The sequence below is a fragment of the Streptomyces verrucosisporus genome, assembly GCF_017114865.1.
GTDB classification, from domain to species: domain Bacteria; phylum Actinomycetota; class Actinomycetes; order Streptomycetales; family Streptomycetaceae; genus Streptomyces; species Streptomyces fenghuangensis.
In genome coordinates this window covers 181,652-202,008 of sequence record NZ_JADEYH010000002.1, presented here as the reverse complement: position 1 = coordinate 202,008, position 20,357 = coordinate 181,652, and the positions used below count along the sequence as shown (strand labels likewise).

Below are 20,357 nucleotides of genomic sequence, written 5' to 3'. Positions count from 1 at the left end.
CCTTCCGCCGGCCGCCCGGCGGCCGGCCCTCCGGCGGCCAGGACGCCGGACACGGGTGAAAGGACGTGTGAAATGGACGTGCGCAGGAGGAACAACGTCACCGTCACCGGCCGGGAGGACGGACCGGTGGTGATGCTGGCGCACGGATTCGGCTGCGACCAGAACCTGTGGCGCCTGGTGGCGCCCGCGCTGGCCGAGGAGTTCCGGGTGGTGCTCTTCGACCACGTGGGCTCCGGCCGCTCGGACCCCTCCGCCTGGAACGAGGAGCGCTACTCCTCGCTGGAGGGGTACGCGCAGGACGTGCTGGAGATCTGCCGTGCCCTGGACCTGCGGGACGTGGTGTTCGTGGGTCACTCGGTCAGCGCCATGATCGGGGTGCTGGCGGTGCTGCGCGAACCGGAGCGCTTCGCCAGGCTGGTGCTGCTCACCCCCTCCCCCTCCTACATCGACGAGGGCGACTACCGGGGCGGGTTCAGCCGGGCCGACATCGAGGAGCTGCTGGAGTCGCTGGAGAGCAACTACCTGGGCTGGTCCGCGGTGATGGCACCGGTGATCATGGGCAATCCGGAGCGGCCCGAGCTGGGCGAGGAGCTGACCAACAGCTTCTGCCGCACCGACCCGCGCATGGCCCGCGTCTTCGCCCGCACCACCTTCCTGTCCGACAACCGCGAGGACCTGGCCGGGGTGACCGTGCCGACGCTGGTGGTCGAGTGCGCGCACGACACCCTCGCCCCGCGCGAGGTGGGCGCGTTCGTCATGAACGAGATCGCCGGCAGCACCCTGGTCACCCTGGACGCCCACGGGCACTGCCCGCAGCTGAGCAGCCCCGGCCCGACGGCCGAGGCCATCGCCTCCTTCGCGAGGGCGCGGTGACCTCCCGCGCTGACCCGAAACCGGAGCCGGACGGGCCGGAACCGGAGGACGGCGGGAATCCGGAGGACGACCCGGAGGAGCTGTACGAGAACTCCCCGTGCGGCCAGCTCTCCACGCTCTCCGACGGCCGGATCGTCAAGGTCAACGCCACCCTGCTGGACTGGCTCGGCTACCGCCGCGAGGAGCTGGTCGGCCGCCGGACCTTCTCCCGGCTGCTCAGCGTCGGCGGCAGGATCTACTACGAGACCCACCTCGCCCCGCTGCTGGGGATGCAGGGGCGCATCGGCGGGATCGCGCTGGAGATGAAGGCCGCCGACGGCAGCCGGCTGCCGGTGCTGGTCGCCGCCGCGGTGCGGGAGGGCTCCGGGGGGCGGCCGGCGCTGGTGCGCGTCTCCGTCTTCGAGGCCCGCGACCGCCGCGCGTACGAGACCGAGCTGCTGCGCGCCCGGCAGGAGGCCGACCGCGAGCGCGAACGCGTCCAGCAGCTGGCCACCACCCTCCAGCGCAGCCTGCTGCCCCCCGCCCTGCCGGACATCCCCGGCACCGAGCTGGCCGCGCACTACCACACCGCCTCGGCCGACGAGGTCGGCGGCGACTTCTACGACCTGTTCCCCGTCTCCGGGGGGCGCTGGGGGTTCTTCCTCGGCGATGTGTCCGGCAAGGGCGCCGCCGCGGCGGCCGTCACCTCACTCGCCCGCTACTCCCTGCGCGCCGCGAGCGCCTCCGACCCCGACCCGCTCAGGGTGCTGGCCAACCTCAACACAGTCCTGGAGCACGAGAACCACGGCGAGGACCCGCGCTTCTGCACCGTCATCCACGGTCTGCTCACCCCGGGCGAGCACGGCTGCGAGATCACCCTCGCCGGCGGCGGCCACCCCCCGGCCCTGCTGGTGCGCGCCGACGGCACCGCCGGATACCTGCACACCCCCGGAGGCCAGCTGGTCGGGGTGCTGCCGAACGCCCGCTTCGCCGCCACCACCGTGCGCCTGGCCCCCGGCGACACCCTGCTGCTGTACACCGACGGCCTGACCGAGGCCCGTACCGTCCACGCCGACGGCCGCCACCAGGAGCGGGACGGAGGACGCTACGGCGAGGACGCCCTGCTCGACTTCGCGACCGGGCTGGCTCCGACGAGCGCGGCGGACGCCGTCGCCGCCGTCGGCGCCCTGCTGGAGGGGCTGGGCGAGGGGGTGGACGACGACACCGCCGTACTGGCCCTCGGCGTCCCCGCCTCCCGGAAGGCGCCGGAGGCCCCGGGCGGGCAGGGCACCCCGGAGGCCCCGGGCGGGCCGGAGCCGTTCAGGTCGCCGTGACCACCCGGCCCGGGGTCCCGCGCGGGGGCCGGCGCCGCCGCAGGCCCGCCTCCGTCAGCCGCCGCAGCAGCTCCTTGCTGCCCACCTCGACCGCGCCCAACCGCACCGCCCGCTCGTAGCGGTGGGCGGGTACGTCGTAGTGGTCGCGGTCGAAGGCGCGGCGCGGGCAGCCGAGGGCGGCGGCGAACGTGTGCAGTTCCTCGTGGGAGGCGTCGCTGACCAGGTGCGACCACAGCATCCCGTGGCCCGGCCACTCGGGCGGATCGATGTAGACCGTCACCGGGCGCTTCCCAGCTCCCCGACGGGCGCCACCGCCGTCGCCGTCCGGCCGCACACCCAGTGCGGGTCCGGGCCCAGCTCGGGCTCGACGTCGAGGGCGTGCTCCTCCTCACCGCCGCACAGCGGGCAGCCCGGCCAGCGGCCCCGGCGGTCCAGCAGGGCGTCCTGGACGTCCTGGGCGATCAGGCCCGCGACGAAGGAGACGCCCTCGGGCCACTGCTCGACCCACCAGCGGCGGTGGGAGACCGCGTCCTCGACCAGCGAGACGACCTCGGCCTCGGCGATGCCGCAGGCGGTGAGGTCGGCGAGGACGAGCGCACGGCCGGTGTGCAGGGCGCGTTCGAGGCCGTGGGGGTCGGGTTCGCGGGGGGCGTGGGAGCCGGGGTCGTGGGGATCGGGGCCGGGGGAAGGGGGATGCCGCTCTGCCATAGCCCCTCTATTGGAGCAGAAGACCGGCGCGACCGCCCCGCCGGCCGTGACCGCGTCCCGGCCACCGCGGGGTGAGGGACCTCTTGACGGCCTCTTGACGGCCCCGCCCGGCGAAAATACCTTCCGCCATGTGAACGACACAGTGAAGGAAAGTTTCTCCGGTCCGGTCCGCGACACCGCGCCGGTCCTCCGCCCCGGCCCTCCGGAGCCCGCCGCCCTCGCGGCCAAGGTCCGTACCATGGCCCCCTCGATGACCCGCTCCATGCAGCGCGTCGCCGAGGCCGTCGCCGGCGACCCCGCCGGATGCGCGCGGCTCACCGTCACCGGTCTCGCCGAGCGCACCGGCACCAGCGAGGCCACCGTCGTACGGACCTCGCGCCTGCTGGGCTACCCCGGCTACCGCGATCTGCGCCTGGCGCTGGCCGGGCTCGCCGCGCAGCAGGCCTCCGGCGCCTCCCCGTCGGTGACCGCCGACATCGCCGTGGACGACCCCATCGAGGAGGTCATAGCCAAGCTCGCCCACGACGAGCGGCAGACCCTCGCCGACACCGCCGCCGGTCTGGATCCCGGCCAGGTCGAGGCCGCCGTGCACGCCATGGCCTCCGCCCGCCGGATAGACCTCTACGGCGCCGGCGCCTCCGCCCTGGTCGCCCAGGATCTGGCGCAGAAGCTGCTGCGGATCGGCCTGGTCGCCCACGCCCACGCCGATCCGCATCTGGCCGTCACCGGCGCCGTGCAGCTGCGCGCCGGTGACGTCGCCCTGGCGGTGACCCACTCCGGCCGTACGGTGGACGTGATCGAACCGCTGCGCGTCGCCTTCGACCACGGCGCCACCACCGTGGCCGTCACCGGCCGCCCGGACGGGGAGATCGCGCAGTACGCCGACCACGTGCTGACCACCTCAACGGCGCGGGAGAGCGAGCTGCGCCCGGCGGCCATGTCCAGCCGGACCAGCCAACTGCTGGTTGTGGACTGCCTGTTCATCGGCGTGGCACAGCGCACCTACGAGACCGCCGCCCCCGCGCTGGCGGCCTCCTACGAGGCTCTGGCCCACCGCCACTCGCCCCGGCAGCGCTGACCCCCACGCCCGCACCCGCCCCCTCGACCCGTCCGAGCAGCACCCGAGCAGCACCGCCCAACCCCCCACACCCCTGCCCGGGCGCCGGCACCGGTGACCGGCCCCGGCATCCGGAAGACACGGAAAGAGCCGCACCGTCATGACCTCCTCCCCGACCGCCGCCGGCCGCGAACCCGGCGACTCCCCCGACTCTCCCGGCCCCGGTGCCCCGGACGGCACGTACGACCGGCTGCGCGCCGAGCTGGACACACTCACCACCGAGGCGTTCCGCAGCGACCTGTCCGAGATCGACCGGCTCCCCACCCTGGAGATCGCCAGGGTCATGAACGGCGAGGACGCCACCGTCCCCACCGCCGTCGCCTCCCAGCTCCCGCGCATCGCCGCCGCCATCGACGCCACCGCCGAGCGGATGGCACGCGGCGGCCGGCTGGTCTACGCGGGGGCGGGTACGGCCGGGCGGCTGGGCGTGCTGGACGCCAGCGAGTGCCCGCCCACCTTCGACACCGATCCCTCCCAGGTCGTCGGGGTGATCGCGGGCGGTCCGGCCGCGCTGGTCAGCGCGGCCGAGGGAGCCGAGGACCGCCCCGACCTCGCCGCGGCCGACCTCGACGGACTGGCGCTGGGCCCCGACGACGTGGTGGTCGGCGTCTCCGCCTCCGGGCGCACCCCGTACACCGTCGGCGCGGTCGAGCACGCGCGGCGGCTGGGGGCGCTGACGGTGGGGCTGTCCTGCAACTCCGGCTCACCGCTGGCGGCGGCCGCCGACCACGGCATCGAGGTCGTCGTGGGCCCGGAGCTGATCACCGGCTCCTCCCGGCTCAAGGCGGGCACAGCCCAGAAGCTGGTCCTCAACATGATCTCGACCATCACCATGATCCGGCTGGGCAAGACGTACGGGAACCTGATGGTCGACGTGCGCGCCTCGAACGAGAAGCTGCGGGCCCGCTCGCGCCGCATCGTCTCGCTGGCCACCGGGGCGGGCGAGGAGCGGATCGAGTCCGCGCTCGCGGCCACCGGCGGCGAGGTGAAGAACGCCATCCTCACCATCCTGGGCGAGGTGGACGGCCCCACGGCCGAGCGGCTGCTGAGGGAGTCGGGCGGCCGGCTGCGCGCGGCCCTGGATGCGGCACGCGGCTGACGGCCCGCGCCCCGCGCCCCGGACGGTGCGCGGCCCCGGACGGTGCGCGGCCCCCACCCGCGCCGGTGCCCGGCCGTCCGGCCCCCGCACGGGCGGCCGGAGGCACGGCGTGCCCGTGCGCGGGAGGCTTCCGGCCCCGGCCGGGGAGGCCCGCGCACGGGCACCGCCGCGGCCGTCCGGCACCCGCGGGAGCCGTTCCCGCATCCCGGCCCCCGCCCCGGCGCTCACGCCCGTACAGGCCCCGGCGGCACCCCCGTGCACGGAACCGTACGACCCCGGCGGGCGCGCCGGCCGGCGGTGACCTTCCCGCACCGGAGGCCGGTACGCCGGGCGGGACCGGCCGCACGCGGCTCTCGGCCGCCCTGAGCCCCCGCGTACGCGCGGCGGCCGCACCGCCCCTCCGTACCGCCCGCGCGGCGGGCACGCGCACGCGAAAAGACCCCGGCGCGCACCGGAAGGGGATGGTACGCGCCGGGGGCCGCCGGCGCGGACGGTGTCCGCGCCCGGACCGGGCGGCCGGCTCAGCCGTTCCGCGTCCCCGCCCGTGCGGGCTCGCTCCCGGCGGCACGGGACGCGGGCACCGCCTCCCAGCACTCCACGCCGGTCAGGTCCGGCAGGCGGTCGCGGGTGAAGACGGGGTCCAGGCCCGCGCGGCGCTGGGCGAGGTAGTCCTCCATCAGCCGGAAGGCGATCACCGACAGCGGCAGGATCGCCAGCAGGTTGACCAGGGCCATGGCGCCCATGGTGACGTCGGCGAGGCTCCACACCACGCTCAGCGAACCCAGCGCGCCCAGGAACGCGGCGGCCAGGACGAGCCCCCGGTAGCCGAGCATGACCGAGCGGCTGCGGGTGATGAACTCGATGTTGGACTCGCCGTAGTAGTAGTTGCCGATCATCGAGCTGAATGCGAGCAGGAAGACCACCAGCGTCAGCAGGTGGCCGGCCCAGCCGCCCAGGGTCTCCTGCAGGGCGGACTGCGTGAGGTCGGCGCCCTGGCGCCCGGAGAGCTCGGGGTTGGCGGAGAGGATGACGAAGGCGGTCATCGTGCAGACCACCAGGGTGTCGAAGAAGACGCCCATGGTCTGCACCAGGCCCTGCTTGACCGGGTGGGAGGTCTCGGCCGCGGCGGCGGCGTTCGGGGCGGAGCCCAGGCCGGCCTCGTTGGAGAACATGCCGCGGCGCACGCCCTGCTGGATCGCCGCGCCGATGCCGCCTCCGGCGACCTCGCGCAGACCGAAGGCGCCGCCGACGATGTCGGCGAGGACGCGCGGCACCTCGGAGAGGTTGAGCACCACCACGGCCAGACCCACCAGCAGGTAGATCACGGCCATCACGGGGACGAGCACCTTGGTGACCGAGGCGATCCTGCGCACCCCGCCGAAGACGGCCAGTCCGAGCAGCACGGCGAGGACCGCGCCGACGACCGGGGCGACCCGGCCGGAGCCGTCGCCGTCCGTGCCCAGCGATCCGGCGGTGACCGAGGCGATCGTGTTGGACTGCACGGCCGTGAACACCAGGCCGAAGGTCAGGGTGATGATCACGGCGAAGAGCACACCGGCCCAGCGCCGTCCCAGGCCGCGCTGCATGTAGTACGCGGGGCCGCCGCGGTAGGCGCCTTCGCCGCCCCTGCCGCGGTCGCGCACCTTGTAGAGCTGGGCGAGGGTGGACTCCACGAACGCGGAGGCACCGCCGACCAGGGCCATCATCCACATCCAGAAGACCGCGCCCGGCCCTCCGACGGTGATGGCCGCCGCGACGCCGGCGATGTTGCCGGTGCCGATGCGGGCGGCGGCGGAGATGGTGAAGGCGCCGAACGGGGAGACCGGCTTCTTCCCGCCGGTCCCGGCGCGGGGCCGCTCCGCGACCGTCCTGACGATCTCCGGCAGGAGCCGGATCTGCATGGCCCGGGAGCGGACGGTGAAGTACAGGCCCGCCACGGCCACCAGGGGGATCAGCAGATAGGTCCAGAAGTGGTCGTTGATCTCGACGATCACTGTTTCGAGCGTGCTCATCGCGTAGGTGCCGTCCAGGAGTCGTGTGGGGTGGGTTCGGCTCTGGAAACAGAGTGAAGGCGCCGCGGGAGGGGATCGCCCGTACGCGGCCCACGGGAGGCTATCCGGTGCGCCGTCCCCGGGGCAGGCCGCGACGCGGTGCCAAATCTCACATCCTGGACATAGCGGGAGGGCGGCACCCCTTGCGGGGTGCCGCCCTCGTCACCGTGCGCGCGGTACGCGCCCGGTGGGAACCACCGATCCGCGGGGCGGATCAGAAGTCCATGCCACCGCCCATGCCGGCAGCGGCGGCGTCGGCGCCGGCCGCGGCCTTCTCCGGCTTGTCGGCGATGACGGCCTCGGTGGTGAGGAAGAGCGCCGCGATGGAGGCGGCGTTCTGCAGCGCGGAGCGGGTGACCTTGGCCGGGTCGATGATGCCCTCGGCGATCATGTCCACGTACTCACCGGAGGCGGCGTTCAGGCCGTGGCCCGGGGTCAGGTTGCGCACCTTCTCCACGATGACGCCGCCCTCGAGGCCGGCGTTGACCGCGATCTGCTTCAGCGGGGCCTCCAGCGCGGCCTTGACCGCGGCGGCGCCGGTGGCCTCGTCGCCGTCGAGCTCCAGCTTCTCGAAGACCGCGGAGGCCTGCAGCAGGGCCACGCCACCGCCGGCGACGATGCCCTCCTCGACGGCCGCCTTGGCGTTGCGCACCGCGTCCTCGATGCGGTGCTTGCGCTCCTTGAGCTCCACCTCGGTGGCGGCGCCGGCCTTGATGACGGCCACGCCGCCGGCCAGCTTCGCCAGACGCTCCTGGAGCTTCTCGCGGTCGTAGTCGGAGTCGGAGTTCTCGATCTCGGCGCGGATCTGGTTCACGCGGCCGTTGACCTGCTCGCTGTCACCGGCACCGTCGACGATGGTGGTCTCGTCCTTGGTGATGACGACCTTGCGGGCGCGGCCCAGCAGCTCCAGACCGGCGTTCTCCAGCTTGAGGCCGACCTCCTCGGAGACGACCTGGCCACCGGTGAGGATGGCGATGTCGCCGAGCATGGCCTTGCGGCGGTCGCCGAAGCCCGGGGCCTTGACGGCGACGGACTTGAACACGCCCTTGATCTTGTTGACGATCAGGGTGGAGAGGGCCTCGCCCTCGACGTCCTCGGCGATGATCAGCAGCGGCTTGCCGGCCTGCATGACCTTCTCCAGCAGCGGGAGCAGGTCCTTGACGGCGCTGATCTTGGAGTTGGCGATCAGGATGTAGGGGTCCTCCAGGACCGCTTCCATCCGCTCCATGTCGGTGGCGAAGTAGGCGGAGATGTAGCCCTTGTCGAAGCGCATGCCCTCGGTGAGCTCGAGCTCCAGACCGAAGGTCTGCGCCTCCTCGACGGTGATGACGCCTTCCTTGCCGACCTTGTCCATGGCCTCGGCGATCAGCTCGCCGATCTGGGTGTCGGCGGCGGAGATGGAGGCGGTCGAGGCGATCTGCTCCTTGGTCTCCACCTCCTTGGCCTGCTCCAGCAGGGCGGCGGAGACGGCCTCGGTGGCCTTCTCGATGCCGCGCTTGAGGGCCATCGGGTTGGCGCCGGCGGCGACGTTGCGCAGACCCTCGCGGACCAGCGCCTGGGCCAGGACGGTCGCGGTGGTCGTACCGTCACCGGCGACGTCGTCGGTCTTCTTCGCGACCTCCTTGACCAGCTCGGCGCCGATCTTCTCGTACGGGTCCTCGAGCTCGATCTCCTTGGCGATGGAGACACCATCGTTGGTGATCGTGGGGGCGCCCCACTTCTTCTCAAGGACGACGTTGCGGCCCTTGGGGCCGAGCGTGACCTTGACGGCGTCGGCGAGCTGGTTCATCCCGCGCTCGAGGCCGCGCCGCGCCTCCTCGTCGAACGCGATGATCTTGGCCATGTGAAGTGGTCCTCCCTGGGGTTCCCCATGCCGAAGGCCAGGGGCGGGTTTGGGATGTCTCCGGACCGCTCTGGCGCCCGCGACGGACGGCCCACCGACCCGGCGGTTCCTTGCTCCACCGGGCTTGCGGACCTCACCGAACCGGTCCTTGCTTTGTCACTCTCACCTTCAGAGTGCTAACGCCAATGATTAGCACTCGACCCCTCCGAGTGCAAGCGCGCAGGTGTTCCGCGTGCCCGTACCCGGCGGCACGGACACGGACACGGGGCGCGGACGGGACCGCGGGCCCGCTCCGGCGCGCGGGCGCACAACAGCAGGGCCCGCGTCCCTGCCGGGACGCGGGCCCTGCTGTGCCGTCTACTGCTGGTGTGCGTCGTGGTGCGTGTGTCCGGCGCTTCAGGCCGTCACGCGGACCATGTCCGCCTGCGGGCCCTTCTGGCCCTGCGAGATCTCGAACTCGACCCGCTGCCCTTCCTCAAGGGTGCGGTATCCGTCCATCTGGATCGCGCTGTAGTGGACGAACACGTCCGCCCCACCGTCGACCGCGATGAAGCCGTATCCCTTCTCCGCGTTGAACCACTTGACGGTGCCTTGAGCCATTCCTAACTCCCCTATTGCCGGCCCTTGCGCGAGCCCGCGCTCCGCGGACCCGGGTCAGTCACCACCCCCCGGCGAGAGGGGGCGGCGTGCGCCGGAACGCGTCGACCGCGGCTGAATGTATCTGGGCAGACGCCCTCCGCAACAGGCCTGTCGGACGAGAATTCCGGTCACGCCGGATTGCCGATAAGCACATGAACGGAGGGAAAGCGGGGCAACTCGGGCCGGGCATAGCGGACCGACACGACAATTCACTCGGTAAATCCGGGCACAAGTTGTCGCGTTCTCATGGGCGCCGAAGTGCGCACTTGGGGGGAGGCATGCTCACTCTACCGCTCCCCAAGGGCCGGAATTACCAATTCCGTTTTCTGTCCGTGGTACACGCCCTCCCCCTGGAGCGCGCGTGCGGGCGGCCCCGCGCCCCTCCGTACGGGAGGGAGCGCGGGGCCGCCCGCACGCGGTGGCACGTGCCGCGCCGAAGACCCGCCCGGCCGGCGGCCGACCGGTCAGCAGCCGCCCGCGACGGCCGGGATGATGGAGACGCCCGAGCCTTCCGGCGTCGGCGTCCCCAGACCGTCGGCGAAGCGGACGTCGTCGTCGTCGACGTAGACGTTCACGAAGCGGCGCAGCTTGCCGGAGTCGTCCAGCACCCGGGCCGAGATGCCCTGGTGGTTCTTCTCCAGGTCCGCGATGACCTCGGCGAGCGTGGCGCCCTCGGCGGGCACCTCGGCCCGGCCGCCGGTGTAGGTGCGCAGGATGGTCGGGATTCGGACGGTGACGCTCATGCCAGGCCAGCCTTTCGGAAGGAGTCCAGGTTGGGACGGATGATCGCGGACGGTCCGGTGGTCGGCGCCACCGCGTCCAGGGTCTTGAGGCCGTCGCCGGTGTTGAGGACGACGGTGGTCAGGGACGGGTCGAGCACACCGGCCTCGATCAGCTTCCTCGTCACGCCGACGGTCACGCCGCCCGCGGTCTCGGCGAAGACGCCCTCGGTGCGGGCCAGCAGTTTGATCGCGTCGACGATCTGCCCGTCGTTCACGTCCTCCACCGCGCCGCCGGTGCGGCGGGCGATGTCCAGCACGTACGGGCCGTCCGCCGGGTTGCCGATGGCCAGCGACTTGGCGATGGTGTCCGGCTTCACCGGCCGCACCACGTCGTGGCCGTCCTTGAAGGCCCGCGCCACCGGCGAGCAGCCCTCGGCCTGGGCGCCGAAGATCTTGTAGGGGCGGTCCTCGACCAGCCCCAGGGCGATCAGCTCGCGCAGCCCCTTGTCGATCTTGGTGAGCTGGGAGCCGGAGGCGATCGGGACGACGAGCTGGTCCGGCAGCCGCCAGCCGAGCTGCTCGCAGATCTCGTACGCCAGGGTCTTGGAACCCTCCGCGTAGTACGGGCGGAGATTGACGTTGACGAAGCCCCAGCCCTCGCCGATCGGATCCCCGATCAGCTCCGAGCAGAAGCGGTTCACGTCGTCGTAGGTGCCCTCGATGCCCACCAGGTCGCCGCCGTAGACCGCGGCCATGACGACCTTGCCCTGCTCCAGGTCGTGCGGGATGAACACGCACGAGCGCAGGCCCGCGCGGGCCGCCGCGGCCCCGACCGCGCCGGCGAGGTTGCCGGTGGAGGAGCACGACAGGGTGGTGAAGCCGAAGGCCCGGGCGGCCTCGACGGCGATGGCCACCACCCGGTCCTTGAAGGAGTGCGTGGGGTTGCCGGAGTCGTCCTTGACGTACAGGCCGCCGGTGACGCCCAGCTCCCGGGCGAGGTTGTCGGCCTTGACCAGCCTGGTGAAGCCCGGGTTCAGATTCGGCTTGTCCGCCACGTCGGCCGGGACCGGCAGCAGCGGGGCGTAGCGCCAGATGCTGTCCGGGCCGGCCTCGATCCGCTTCCGCAGCTCCTCCGGGTCACCCCCGGGCAGGTCGTACGCGATCTCCAGGGGACCGAAACACGCCTCGCAGGCGAAGATCGGCCCGAGCGGGAAACGCTCACCGCATTCGCGGCAGGAGAGCGCCACGGCGGGGCCGAGCGAAAGGTCGGTGTCAGTTGCAACAGTCTGCACAGCCATGGTCGGCGAGGCCCTTTCTCCTCATCTTCCCCGCGACGCCCTTCGCCGCAGGCCGGAATTGGCACCTTCCCCACCGTGGCCTCGGACTGTTGTCGACGAGTGCCGGCGGGAGGGTTGCCGGGGCTTCAACGGGCCGTTCCCTCTGCCCCTCTGGATGAGCTCTATGGCACCGGCCAATACCCTGACCGGTGCGTTTGTGCACGACGGGATCCCCGAGATGCGGAACTCCCGTGCGTCGTCCAAGACTGTAACCGAAGCCCTTGGCCGCAAGGCCGGCCGTCCGAACCGCGAGACGAGAGGCACACGGGGACGACACCGGCGCCCTCCGGAAGGCGGGCCCGGGCAAATCCCCCGGAAACATGCCCGGTACCGGGCATGGACGGCCGGTGGCGGGCAACCACGGTCCGACCACGGCCGGCACTCCCGGCCGGCACCACGGCCCGCACCACGGCCGACAGCAGGAGACACGCCGAGATCACCCGGGCGACTCCGGTCCCGCAGAATGCCTGGGACCGCCGGGACGGCGGGGCCACCGGGAACACCGGGGCGACCGGGAATGCCGGGACCGCGAGAACCGTCGAGAACCGGCGGAAACCGGCGGAAACCGGTGAGGACCGGTGAGGACCGGTGAGGACCGTCAAGGACAGGGAGGCACACGTGCTGGATGAGGTCGACCACTGGCTGGAACGACGCTCATGGAGCGCTGCCGAACGCCCGCTGCACCGGCTGCTGGCCGCCAAGCGGGCCGCCGGACCGGCGGGCAGCGTGAGCGTGGTGCTTCCGGCGCTGAACGAGGAGGCGACGGTCGGCGACATAGTCGCCGCCATCCGCCGCGGACTGATGACCGACGACATGCCACTGGTCGACGAACTGGTGGTGGTGGACTCCGGTTCCACCGACCGCACCTCCGAGGTGGCGGCCGCCGCGGGCGCGAAGGTGGTGCACCGCGACGAGGTGCTGCCCCGGCTGCCCACGGTGCCGGGCAAGGGCGAGGTGCTGTGGCGGTCGCTGCTGGCCACCAGCGGCGAGATCGTCTGCTTCGTCGACGCGGACCTGCGGGAGTTCGACACCACGTTCGTGTCGGGCATCGTCGGGCCGCTGCTGACCGACCCGGACCTGGCGATGGTCAAGGCGATGTACGACCGCGCCATCGGCGACAGCCCGGCCGGCGGCGGCCGGGTCACCGAGCTGGTCGCCCGCCCCCTGCTCAACCTGCACTGGCCGCGGCTGGCGGGCTTCGTCCAGCCGCTGGGCGGCGAGTACGCGGCACGGCGCTCCCTGCTGGAGCGGCTCAGCTTCCCCGTCGGCTACGGCGTCGAGCTGGGCCTGCTGGTGGACGCGCTGCACACCGTGGGGCTCGACGCGCTCGCGCAGGTCGACGTCGGTGTGCGCAGGCACCGCAACCAGGACGGGCTGGCGCTGGGGCGGATGGCCGCGGCGATACACCGCACCGCCCACGTACGGCAGGCGCGCGGCCCGCTGATACGCCCGGTGCTCACGCAGTTCGAGCGGGTGCCCGGGGGCGGTTTCGTCCCGCACACCCACCCGGTGGACACCGAGGAGCGTCCGCCGATGTGCACCGTCCCCGAGTACACCGCCCGCCGTACGGCGGCCTGAGGGCCGCAGGCCCTGGAGGGGGACCCCGGCCCGGCGCGCGCCGGTGAAGCACACCCGGCCCGGCGCGCGCCGTTCCAGCCGCTCCCGTACCCGCCCGGTACGGAGGCTCCCTCATGCGCGCGCCGCGTGCGCGCCATGCCCGTGCGCCCCGGCCCGGCCTCCACGGCCTCCCCGGCGCCGCAGGCCCACCGGGCCCCCGGACTCCGTGTGACGAGAACCGTACGTTTGAGCGGTACGGACAGCGGCTAGGTTCCGCTCATGGTCACTCGGCACCAGGTACTCGTCGCCTCCAACCGCGGCCCCGTCTCCCACACGCTCGGCGAGGGGGGCGAGCTGACCGTCAAACGCGGCGGCGGCGGGCTGGTCTCCGGCCTGTCGGCCGTCAAGGGCGACGCGGTGTGGGTCTGCGCGGCACTGGGCGAGGGCGACCGCGAGGCGGTGCGCCGCACGGGCGGCGAGCTGGATCCGGCGGACACCGGCGGCCAGCAGGTGCGGATGCTCGACATCGCGCCCGACGTCTTCGCGGACGCCTACAACGGCATCGCCAACTCCGTGCTGTGGTTCGTCCACCACATGCTCTATCAGACCCCGACCGAGCCCGTCTTCGACGCGGACTTCGAGCGGCAGTGGCGCTCCTACGAGGCCTACAACGCGGCGTTCGCCGACGCGCTGGCCCAGGAGGCCGCCGAGGGCGCGGCCGTCCTCGTGCAGGACTACCACCTCACCCTCGTCCCGGCCATGCTGCGCGAGCGGCGGCCCGACCTGCGCATCGGCCACTTCTCCCACACCCCCTGGGCGCCGCCGGACTACTTCCGGATGCTGCCGGACGACCCGGACGGCGGGGTGGCCGCCGAGGTGCTGCGCGGCATCCTGGGCGCCGACCGGGCCGCCTTCCTCACCCGGCGCTGGGCAGGCGCCTTCACCGACTGCTGTGTGAAGCTGCTGGGCGCGCAGGTCTCCGTGGCCGACGGCGGCGACGAGATGATCGTCACCCACGAGGGCCGGCAGACTCGCATAGGCGTCCACGGCCTGGGCGCCGACGCCGAGTTCCTGCGCGAGCGCTCCCGGCGGCCGGATGTGGAGGACCGGATCGCGCTGCTGCGCGAGCAGATCGGCCGCGGGCCCGACGGCGAGCCGCGCAGGGCGATCGTGCGCGTGGACCGCACCGAGCTGTCCAAGAACATCGTCCGCGGCCTGCTCGCCTACCGGCGGCTGCTGACCGACCGCCCCGAGTGGCACGGCCGGGTCGTGCACGTCGCCTTCGCCTACCCCTCCCGGCAGGACCTGGCGGTCTACCGCGAGTACACCGACGAGGTCGCCCGCGTCGCCGAGGGGATCAACGCGGAGTTCGGCGAGGGCGACTGGACGCCGGTCGAGCTGCACCTCAAGGACGACTTCGCGCGCTCCCTGGCGGCCTACCGGCTGGCCGACGTCGCCCTGGTCAACCCGATCCGGGACGGCATGAACCTGGTGGCCAAGGAGATCCCGGTGCTCTCCGACGGCGGCTGCGCGCTGGTCCTCTCCCGCGAGGCGGGGGCCTTCGCCGAACTGGCCGAGGACGCCATCACCGTCAACCCCTACGACATCGGCGCCACGGCGGACGCCCTGCACCAGGCACTGACGATGGGCGCGGGCGAGCGCGCCGAGCGCACCAAGCGCCTGGCCGCCGCGGCCACTGCCCTGCCGCCCACGAAGTGGTTCCTGGACCAGCTGGACGCGCTGCGCGACTGAACACCGGCCGGCGGCCCGCATCCGGGCGTGCCCGGAAGGGGCCGTGGCGGCCCCGGCGGGGTCTGAGACCGGTGTCCGAGGCCGGTGTCCGCGCGGGCACCGGCGGCGGGTCGGCGGACCGGGCCGGCGGCGTCCGGAGGGACGCCGCCGGTTCGCGGGAACAGGCCGGCGGGCGGCGCCCCGTGGGAGCCCGGGAGCCCGGGGGCCCGGGGGCCGTCAGGCCCCCAGCGCGTCCGCCAGCGCGCCCAGCAGGCCCACCACCCCGGCAGGGCCGTCCACGACCAGATCCGCCCGTTCGGCCAGCGCGGTGACCTCGTCGCTGCCGCTGCACAGCAGGATTCCGGGCACGCCCTCGCCGCGCAGCCGGTCCACCGCGTCGTAGGCGGCCAGATCGCCCAGGTCGTCGCCGCCGTAGAGGACCGAGGCGGCGCCCGTCTCGCGAAGGAACTCCGTCAGGGCCATGCCCTTGTCCATCCCCGGGGGCCGCAGCTCCAGCACCAGGCGGCCGGGCTCCACGGCCAGCCCGTGCCGTCCGGCCAGCTCGGCCAGAGGACCGCGCAGCAGCTCGAAGGCGCCCTGCGGGTCGGCGGCCCGGCGGGTGTGGACGGCCAGCGCACGTCCCTTGTCCTCGGTCCTGACGCCCTGCGGCGCCCCGGCCCTCTCCAGCAGACCGGGCAGTTCGGCGCGTACCGCCTCCACCCCCGGGTGGGGCGGCGGGGTGCGGGTCTCGCCCGTGGCCGCGTCCCAGCGCTCCGCGCCGTACGCGCCGAGCACCACCAGGTGCTCCAGGCCGGGCGCCCCGGTGAAGCCGCCGTAGCGCGCGGCCGTGGCGGCCGGGCGCCCGGTGACGATGACGACGGCCCGCAGCAGCGGCGCCAGCCCGCTGAGGACAGGCACCGCCTCCGGGTGGGCGCGGGCGCTGTCGGGGTCGGGGACGATCGGCGCGATCGTCCCGTCGAAGTCGAGGGCGACCACGGCACGCCCGGGGTCGGCCAGCAGCGCGGCCAGCCCGTCGCGTCCGGCGGGGGTGGTCGGTACGGGAAGTTGCTCCGGGAAGGTGTGTGAGGAGTGGCTGCCCATGCCTGGGACCATACCCGGCGGCCGTCCCCTCACCTCCTCTACCGCAGCCCGCGCCGCTCGTCGCGCCGGCGGCGGAGCCGGTTGACCGTGACCGGGTCGCGGGCCAGGGCGCGCGGGTCGTCGAGCAGGGCGTTGAGCACCTGGTAGTAGCGCGTGGGGGACATGCCCAGGCGCTCGCGTATCGCGCGCTCCTTGGCACCGGGGTTCGGCCAGCCGCGGCGCTCGACGGCGAGCACGGCCTCGTCCTCCTCGGACAGGCCGCCGGTGCCGTTGCCGCCGCTCGGCTGCTCGCTGCCGGTGCTCACCACTCCAACCTACTGCCGCGCTCGGACACCGCATCCCGGCGGCCGGACGGCCCCCGCCCCGTCGCGTATCGCTTCGACAACGGTGCTTCACTCTCCCGGGCCGGGGCTGCTATCCACGTGCGTGTACCCGCCCGCCGGGATCCACCGCCGACCGCGTCCCGTACCCCGTCCCGCTCCCACAGCGCATCACGCCCCACCCCGCCCCCCCCGCCCACGTCACGAGGAGCCCCGCATGGCCGCCGCAGAGCAGTCCCGCACCGCCGCCGAGATCGCCACCCAGCCCGGCTGCTGGCGGCGGGCGGCGAAGGCGGTGGGGTCCGGGTCCGCCGGGGCGCTGCCGCGCCCGGGCGAGCGGGTGGCGGTGACCGGCTGCGGCACCTCGTGGTTCATGGCCCAGTCCTACGCGGCCCTGCGCGAGGCCGCCGGGCAGGGCGAGACGGACGTCTTCGCGGCCTCGGAGTTCCCGGCCGGGCGCGCGTACGACCGGGTGGTGGCGATCACCCGCTCCGGCACCACCTCCGAGGTGCTCGGCCTCCTGGCCCACCTGCGGGGCCGCGTGCCGACCACCGCCCTGACCGCCGACCCCGCCACGCCCGTGGTGGAGACCGCCGGGCACACCGCCGTCCTGGACTGGGCCGACGAGGAGTCGGTCGTCCAGACCCGCTTCGCCACGACGGCGCTGGCGCTGCTGCGCGCGGGCCTGGAGCGGCACGGCGCGCCGCCGGCCGGGGTGAAGCCGGTCGAGCAGGCCGCGGTCGACGCGGAACTGGCCGTCGTCCAGCCACTGCCCCCGGCCGCGCTGGAGGCCGAGCAGTGGACGTTCCTGGGCCGGGGCTGGACGTACGGGCTGGCGCTGGAGGCCGCGCTGAAGATACGCGAGGCGGCCGGCGCCTGGACGGAGGCGTACCCGGCCATGGAGTACCGCCACGGCCCCATCGCGATCGCCCGGCCGGGCCGTGCCGTCTGGCTGCTGGGCTCCCTGCCGGAGGGGCTGTCCGGCGACATCGCGCGGGTGGGCGGGACGCTGCTGGCGGACTCCGACTGCCCGGCCACGGGCGACCGGGCGCTGGACCCGATGGCCGACCTGGTCAGGGCCCAGCGCCTGGCGGTCGCCCTGGCGGAGGCCTCCGGCGCGGACCCGGACCGGCCGCGCAACCTCACGCGCAGCGTGGTCCTGGGCTGACGCGCCCGCCGGCGGCCCGCCGGGGCCGCTCGTACAGACCTCGTACAGCCGGGAACTGTACGTGCCGGAACACCGGGAACCGGCTGACGCGGCAGGGCCGTTCCAACACAGTGGGTGCATGAAGGACCACCGTGAGAAGTCACCCGACCACCTGACCATCCGCGTGCGGGCCCAGGACGACCCCGTCTCCCGGGTCACCGAGCACGACACCGTCGAGGCGTCCGTGCGCTACCCGCATGTCGTGATCCGGGGGCCCGTCTTCGGCTTCGCCGAGCAGCGGCCCGAGGACGGCCCCCGCTGGCGGCTGCTGAGCGACATGGACAGCGGTTTCCCGCAGCACGCCCGGGACGGCCTCAACTCGTACCTGTGGTTCACGGCCCGGGACGACACCGAGGACCGGGCGCTGCGCCGCCGGCTGCTGGCCGCCGTCGCCCGGCTGGAGATCGAGCCGGTGGATGAGGTCTCGGTGGGCGACACCCGCTACCGCGTCGTGCGCGGCGACGAGTTCGCCCGCATCGGCCCCGACGGGCTGGAGCCGCCCCGCCCCACCGACCCCGAGCCCCCGGGACCGCTCTCCTGGAAGCTGAGCGACCGGTCGGTCTCACGGACGAAGGGCTTCGTCATCGACCACGCCGCCGCCGTGGGCCTCATGACGGGCATCCAGCGGGTCGAGCTGCTGTCGCTGGCCTACCGGGCCGCGCGCTACCCGGAGGAGGTGCGGGCCGACTCCCTGCGCGCCCTCCACACCCACCCCGGCGTGGTGCTCCTGCCCGCCGCCTTCGCCTTCGCCGAGGAGAAGGAGGACTCCTGGGAGCCGGTCTGCGTCTCCCTGCCCACCCCGCACGACGCCCGGCGGTCGATGGTGAACCATCTGAAGGAGATCCGGCCCCTGCTCTACGACGTCCCCCCGGACGAGGCCGAGGAGGACGCACGGGCGGCCGACGAGTACGTGACCCGCACCCCGCGCGGCGACGAACTGCGGGTGCGCGGCCGGTGCTTCCGGATCGTCCGCGTGGAGCGGCTGATCCGCGTCGGCCCCGACGGGCCCGAGACCTCCCGCCCCTCGGACCGGGACCCTCAGCCGCCGATGCGGCTCCACCCGGTGATGGACGAGTTCGGAAACATCCTCCGCGACTGAACCCACCTCACCCGCTGTCCCGCCCGGCCCCCCGGCCGGGCGGGACAGCGCCCGGCACACGGCCTGTAGGAGAAGGCAACAAGGGGAAGCGGACCGGAAGTCGATCTCTCAATAAAAGTGCTGGGCCAGAAGACACCCCAGTGCGCGTCACCTCAGACCCACCGCGCGCACCCTTCCGTGATCTTCTCAATAATCTTCGGGTGCAGGCCCGTCCCCCTGCTCTCCGATGCGGGAAACCTGGTGCCCAGAGCATTTGAGCGCTCCTGGAAAATTTTCACCAAGTACCCGCCGTCCCGGTCCTCGGAGAAAATCTCCTCAGCCTTTCCTTCCCCCGCTCTCCCGTAACTCTCCAGCCACCCCTCCCGGGCCCCGCCATCACTTCGCCCCTCAAGCGCCTGAGCCCCTATGGCGTCCAGAAAACCCATGGACTCCCCTACCTTCAAGGCTGCCAGTTCGGCTTCCACGGTTCCCTTCCGGAAGTCTTCCTCACTGAGTTCGGTGACGTCGCCCCTGGCAAGATCCAAGTGGAATCTGTGAATCCCTCCGAAGGACTCACCGTCCTCGGCCACCCCGCGAACAAAATCCTCGACCGTCGACCTTTCGATATCCACGTCGTTCGGCTCGGTCTCCAGCATGCCGCTCGAGAGGTCCCCGTACAGGCCGATGACATAGCGAATGTCCGACGAATAAAAGTTGAAGGCGTTCGCCATATTCCGACGGATTTCCTGAGGAACGGCTTCAGGCTCGTCCTGGACGCGATCCCCGTAAGCCCTTACAACCTTCTCGAAGACCCGGACACGCCCGGCGTCACGCTCTGGCGTCCTCTCCGGGGGACGGGTCCCCGCAGGCCGGCCCGTCATGGCCGTCTCCAGCGCCTCCCCGCACTCGGCCGTCGACCCGCCCTCCTCCGGTTCACCCCCGGGCACGAGGCTCCAGCAGAAGGCGTTCCGTTCCTCCTGTTCCGCCGACCCGTCGGCACCGCTCCAGAACCACCAACCGGCAAGAGTTGCCACCACCAGGGTCATGACCATCCCGGCCAGCCCCAGCATCAGACGCCAGTTACCTCTCCTGAGTTCCTCGGTCACGCGGAGCACCTCAGTTCCCAGCACACTGCACCCGTGAGCATCCTGTTCCGAATCACGGTGCTCCCCCTATGGATCCCCTGGCCTGGCCGATACCGTGGTTGTATCCACCCGCTGCCCACGGAGTGATCTTCACCGTGAAAACCCCCTCCTCCTCATCCGTCAGATAACTCTTCGGCAGCCCCAAATCAAAGGCCTTTTCCGCGAGAGCCCTCTCCAATCTCGGATACCCATTCTGCTGGTAGTATTTTATCAACTCCTCTTCGTATTTATCATCGGCTTCCACATTGACCTTATCAAGCTCCTCCCCCGCACCTATGTCAACAAGGCGCTGAAACACGTCGCCAACCACAGGTATACCCGTAACCGGAGCCCCTATAGCGTGATAGTTGTATACTTTATCCCAGTTATTCCCGGAAAGCTCCTCGTCCCGCTGAGACGAGATCACATCGGCTCGAATGCCATCCAGCGATCCCATCGCTTGCCCACTCACCTGGGAAACCAACTGGATCCTATTGGTACCCTTCTCGAAGTCCCCCTGTCCAATTTTTCCATATC

19 protein-coding genes and 1 riboswitch are annotated in these 20,357 nt (G+C 72.7%); of the genes, 8 read left to right on the top strand and 11 right to left on the bottom strand.

The window, feature by feature from the left end; all coding sequences use genetic code 11:
* Positions 1–72: 72 nt before the first annotated feature.
* Both IQ279_RS03870 and IQ279_RS03865 read left to right on the top strand, forming a co-directional pair.
* Entirely contained in the window at positions 73–873 is an 801-nt protein-coding gene (locus tag IQ279_RS03870) for an alpha/beta fold hydrolase (protein ID WP_206346863.1), read from the top strand.
* Positions 870–2,186, top strand: a complete 1,317-nt coding sequence (locus tag IQ279_RS03865) for a SpoIIE family protein phosphatase (protein ID WP_206346862.1) — start codon at positions 870–872, stop codon at positions 2,184–2,186. Before IQ279_RS03870 ends, IQ279_RS03865 begins: the two co-directional genes overlap by 4 nt.
* Here the strand turns inward: IQ279_RS03865 and IQ279_RS03860 are convergent.
* Both IQ279_RS03860 and IQ279_RS03855 read right to left on the bottom strand, forming a co-directional pair.
* Positions 2,173–2,466 carry a DUF4031 domain-containing protein gene (locus tag IQ279_RS03860; RefSeq protein ID WP_206346861.1) on the bottom strand — a complete coding sequence of 98 codons (294 nt, stop codon included), beginning with the start codon at positions 2,464–2,466 and terminating at the stop codon, positions 2,173–2,175. The two genes, IQ279_RS03865 and IQ279_RS03860, sit on opposite strands and share 14 nt — an antisense overlap.
* Complete coding sequence (locus tag IQ279_RS03855) at positions 2,463–2,894, bottom strand: DUF8819 family protein (RefSeq protein ID WP_241027549.1); 432 nt, start codon at positions 2,892–2,894, stop codon at positions 2,463–2,465. Before IQ279_RS03855 ends, IQ279_RS03860 begins: the two co-directional genes overlap by 4 nt.
* 142 nt (positions 2,895–3,036) lie before the next feature.
* Between IQ279_RS03855 and IQ279_RS03850 the strand changes: the two genes are divergently transcribed.
* Together IQ279_RS03850 and murQ are read left to right on the top strand one after the other, a co-directional pair.
* Positions 3,037–3,972: a MurR/RpiR family transcriptional regulator gene (locus tag IQ279_RS03850; RefSeq protein ID WP_307792227.1), complete on the top strand. Its 936-nt coding sequence runs from the start codon at positions 3,037–3,039 to the stop codon at positions 3,970–3,972.
* A gap of 139 nt (positions 3,973–4,111) precedes the next feature.
* Positions 4,112–5,110, top strand: a complete 999-nt coding sequence (gene murQ / locus IQ279_RS03845) for an N-acetylmuramic acid 6-phosphate etherase (protein ID WP_206346860.1) — start codon at positions 4,112–4,114, stop codon at positions 5,108–5,110.
* Between the two features lie 521 nt (positions 5,111–5,631).
* On the opposite strand, the gene IQ279_RS03840 is transcribed toward murQ, so the two are convergent.
* From IQ279_RS03840 to thrC, 5 genes are all read right to left on the bottom strand, one after another.
* The gene (locus tag IQ279_RS03840) at positions 5,632–7,122 is read right to left on the bottom strand and encodes an alanine/glycine:cation symporter family protein (protein WP_206346859.1); all 1,491 of its coding nucleotides are present in this window, start codon (positions 7,120–7,122) and stop codon (positions 5,632–5,634) included.
* Positions 7,123–7,375: 253 nt separating this feature from the next.
* A complete protein-coding gene (gene groL / locus IQ279_RS03835; protein WP_206346858.1) occupies positions 7,376–9,004 on the bottom strand; it encodes a chaperonin GroEL in 1,629 nt (542 codons plus the stop codon).
* Positions 9,005–9,400: 396 nt separating this feature from the next.
* Positions 9,401–9,604, bottom strand: a complete 204-nt coding sequence (locus tag IQ279_RS03830; protein WP_004986573.1) for a cold-shock protein — start codon at positions 9,602–9,604, stop codon at positions 9,401–9,403.
* A gap of 503 nt (positions 9,605–10,107) precedes the next feature.
* Entirely contained in the window at positions 10,108–10,386 is a 279-nt protein-coding gene (locus IQ279_RS03825) for a MoaD/ThiS family protein (RefSeq protein ID WP_206346857.1), read from the bottom strand.
* Positions 10,383–11,663 carry a threonine synthase gene (gene thrC, locus IQ279_RS03820; RefSeq protein ID WP_206346856.1) on the bottom strand — a complete coding sequence of 427 codons (1,281 nt, stop codon included), beginning with the start codon at positions 11,661–11,663 and terminating at the stop codon, positions 10,383–10,385. The genes IQ279_RS03825 and thrC overlap by 4 nt, the downstream gene beginning before the upstream one ends.
* A gap of 18 nt (positions 11,664–11,681) precedes the next feature.
* Positions 11,682–11,824, bottom strand: a riboswitch (SAM riboswitch).
* 496 nt (positions 11,825–12,320) lie between these two features.
* Here thrC and IQ279_RS03815 point away from each other — a divergent pair.
* Positions 12,321–13,280, top strand: a complete 960-nt coding sequence (locus tag IQ279_RS03815; RefSeq protein WP_206346855.1) for a glucosyl-3-phosphoglycerate synthase — start codon at positions 12,321–12,323, stop codon at positions 13,278–13,280.
* 258 nt (positions 13,281–13,538) lie between these two features.
* Complete coding sequence (locus IQ279_RS03810; protein WP_206346854.1) at positions 13,539–15,011, top strand: alpha,alpha-trehalose-phosphate synthase (UDP-forming); 1,473 nt, start codon at positions 13,539–13,541, stop codon at positions 15,009–15,011.
* Between the two features lie 216 nt (positions 15,012–15,227).
* Here IQ279_RS03810 and otsB read toward each other — a convergent pair whose 3' ends face one another.
* Positions 15,228–16,091 (bottom strand): trehalose-phosphatase, encoded by an 864-nt coding sequence (gene otsB / locus IQ279_RS03805; protein ID WP_206346853.1) that lies wholly within the window; start codon positions 16,089–16,091, stop codon positions 15,228–15,230.
* Between the two features lie 38 nt (positions 16,092–16,129).
* Complete coding sequence (locus tag IQ279_RS03800; protein WP_093658895.1) at positions 16,130–16,396, bottom strand: DUF3263 domain-containing protein; 267 nt, start codon at positions 16,394–16,396, stop codon at positions 16,130–16,132.
* Between the two features lie 232 nt (positions 16,397–16,628).
* Between IQ279_RS03800 and IQ279_RS03795 the strand changes: the two genes are divergently transcribed.
* A complete protein-coding gene (locus IQ279_RS03795; protein WP_206346851.1) occupies positions 16,629–17,579 on the top strand; it encodes an SIS domain-containing protein in 951 nt (316 codons plus the stop codon).
* A gap of 118 nt (positions 17,580–17,697) precedes the next feature.
* Positions 17,698–18,717, top strand: a complete 1,020-nt coding sequence (locus IQ279_RS03790) for a DUF5954 family protein (RefSeq protein ID WP_206346850.1) — start codon at positions 17,698–17,700, stop codon at positions 18,715–18,717.
* Between the two features lie 152 nt (positions 18,718–18,869).
* Here IQ279_RS03790 and IQ279_RS03785 read toward each other — a convergent pair whose 3' ends face one another.
* Positions 18,870–19,802, bottom strand: a complete 933-nt coding sequence (locus tag IQ279_RS03785; protein WP_206346849.1) for a hypothetical protein — start codon at positions 19,800–19,802, stop codon at positions 18,870–18,872.
* Between the two features lie 52 nt (positions 19,803–19,854).
* Positions 19,855–20,277: a hypothetical protein gene (locus IQ279_RS03780; protein ID WP_206346848.1), complete on the bottom strand. Its 423-nt coding sequence runs from the start codon at positions 20,275–20,277 to the stop codon at positions 19,855–19,857.
* Positions 20,278–20,357 lie beyond the last annotated feature (80 nt).

Bases quoted from the DNA above. Each gene is read 5' to 3' on its own strand.
- IQ279_RS03870 (WP_206346863.1), top strand. From the start codon at position 73: ATGGACGTGCGCAGGAGGAACAACGTCACCGTCACCGGCCGGGAGGAC.
- IQ279_RS03855 (WP_241027549.1), bottom strand. From the start codon at position 2,894: ATGGCAGAGCGGCATCCCCCTTCCCCCGGCCCCGATCCCCACGACCCC.
- murQ (WP_206346860.1), top strand. From the start codon at position 4,112: ATGACCTCCTCCCCGACCGCCGCCGGCCGCGAACCCGGCGACTCCCCC.
- IQ279_RS03840 (WP_206346859.1), bottom strand. From the start codon at position 7,122: ATGAGCACGCTCGAAACAGTGATCGTCGAGATCAACGACCACTTCTGG.
- groL (WP_206346858.1), bottom strand. From the start codon at position 9,004: ATGGCCAAGATCATCGCGTTCGACGAGGAGGCGCGGCGCGGCCTCGAG.
- IQ279_RS03830 (WP_004986573.1), bottom strand. From the start codon at position 9,604: ATGGCTCAAGGCACCGTCAAGTGGTTCAACGCGGAGAAGGGATACGGC.
- IQ279_RS03825 (WP_206346857.1), bottom strand. From the start codon at position 10,386: ATGAGCGTCACCGTCCGAATCCCGACCATCCTGCGCACCTACACCGGC.
- thrC (WP_206346856.1), bottom strand. From the start codon at position 11,663: ATGGCTGTGCAGACTGTTGCAACTGACACCGACCTTTCGCTCGGCCCC.
- IQ279_RS03810 (WP_206346854.1), top strand. From the start codon at position 13,539: ATGGTCACTCGGCACCAGGTACTCGTCGCCTCCAACCGCGGCCCCGTC.
- otsB (WP_206346853.1), bottom strand. From the start codon at position 16,091: ATGGGCAGCCACTCCTCACACACCTTCCCGGAGCAACTTCCCGTACCG.
- IQ279_RS03795 (WP_206346851.1), top strand. From the start codon at position 16,629: ATGGCCGCCGCAGAGCAGTCCCGCACCGCCGCCGAGATCGCCACCCAG.
- IQ279_RS03790 (WP_206346850.1), top strand. From the start codon at position 17,698: ATGAAGGACCACCGTGAGAAGTCACCCGACCACCTGACCATCCGCGTG.
- IQ279_RS03780 (WP_206346848.1), bottom strand. From the start codon at position 20,277: ATGGGATCGCTGGATGGCATTCGAGCCGATGTGATCTCGTCTCAGCGG.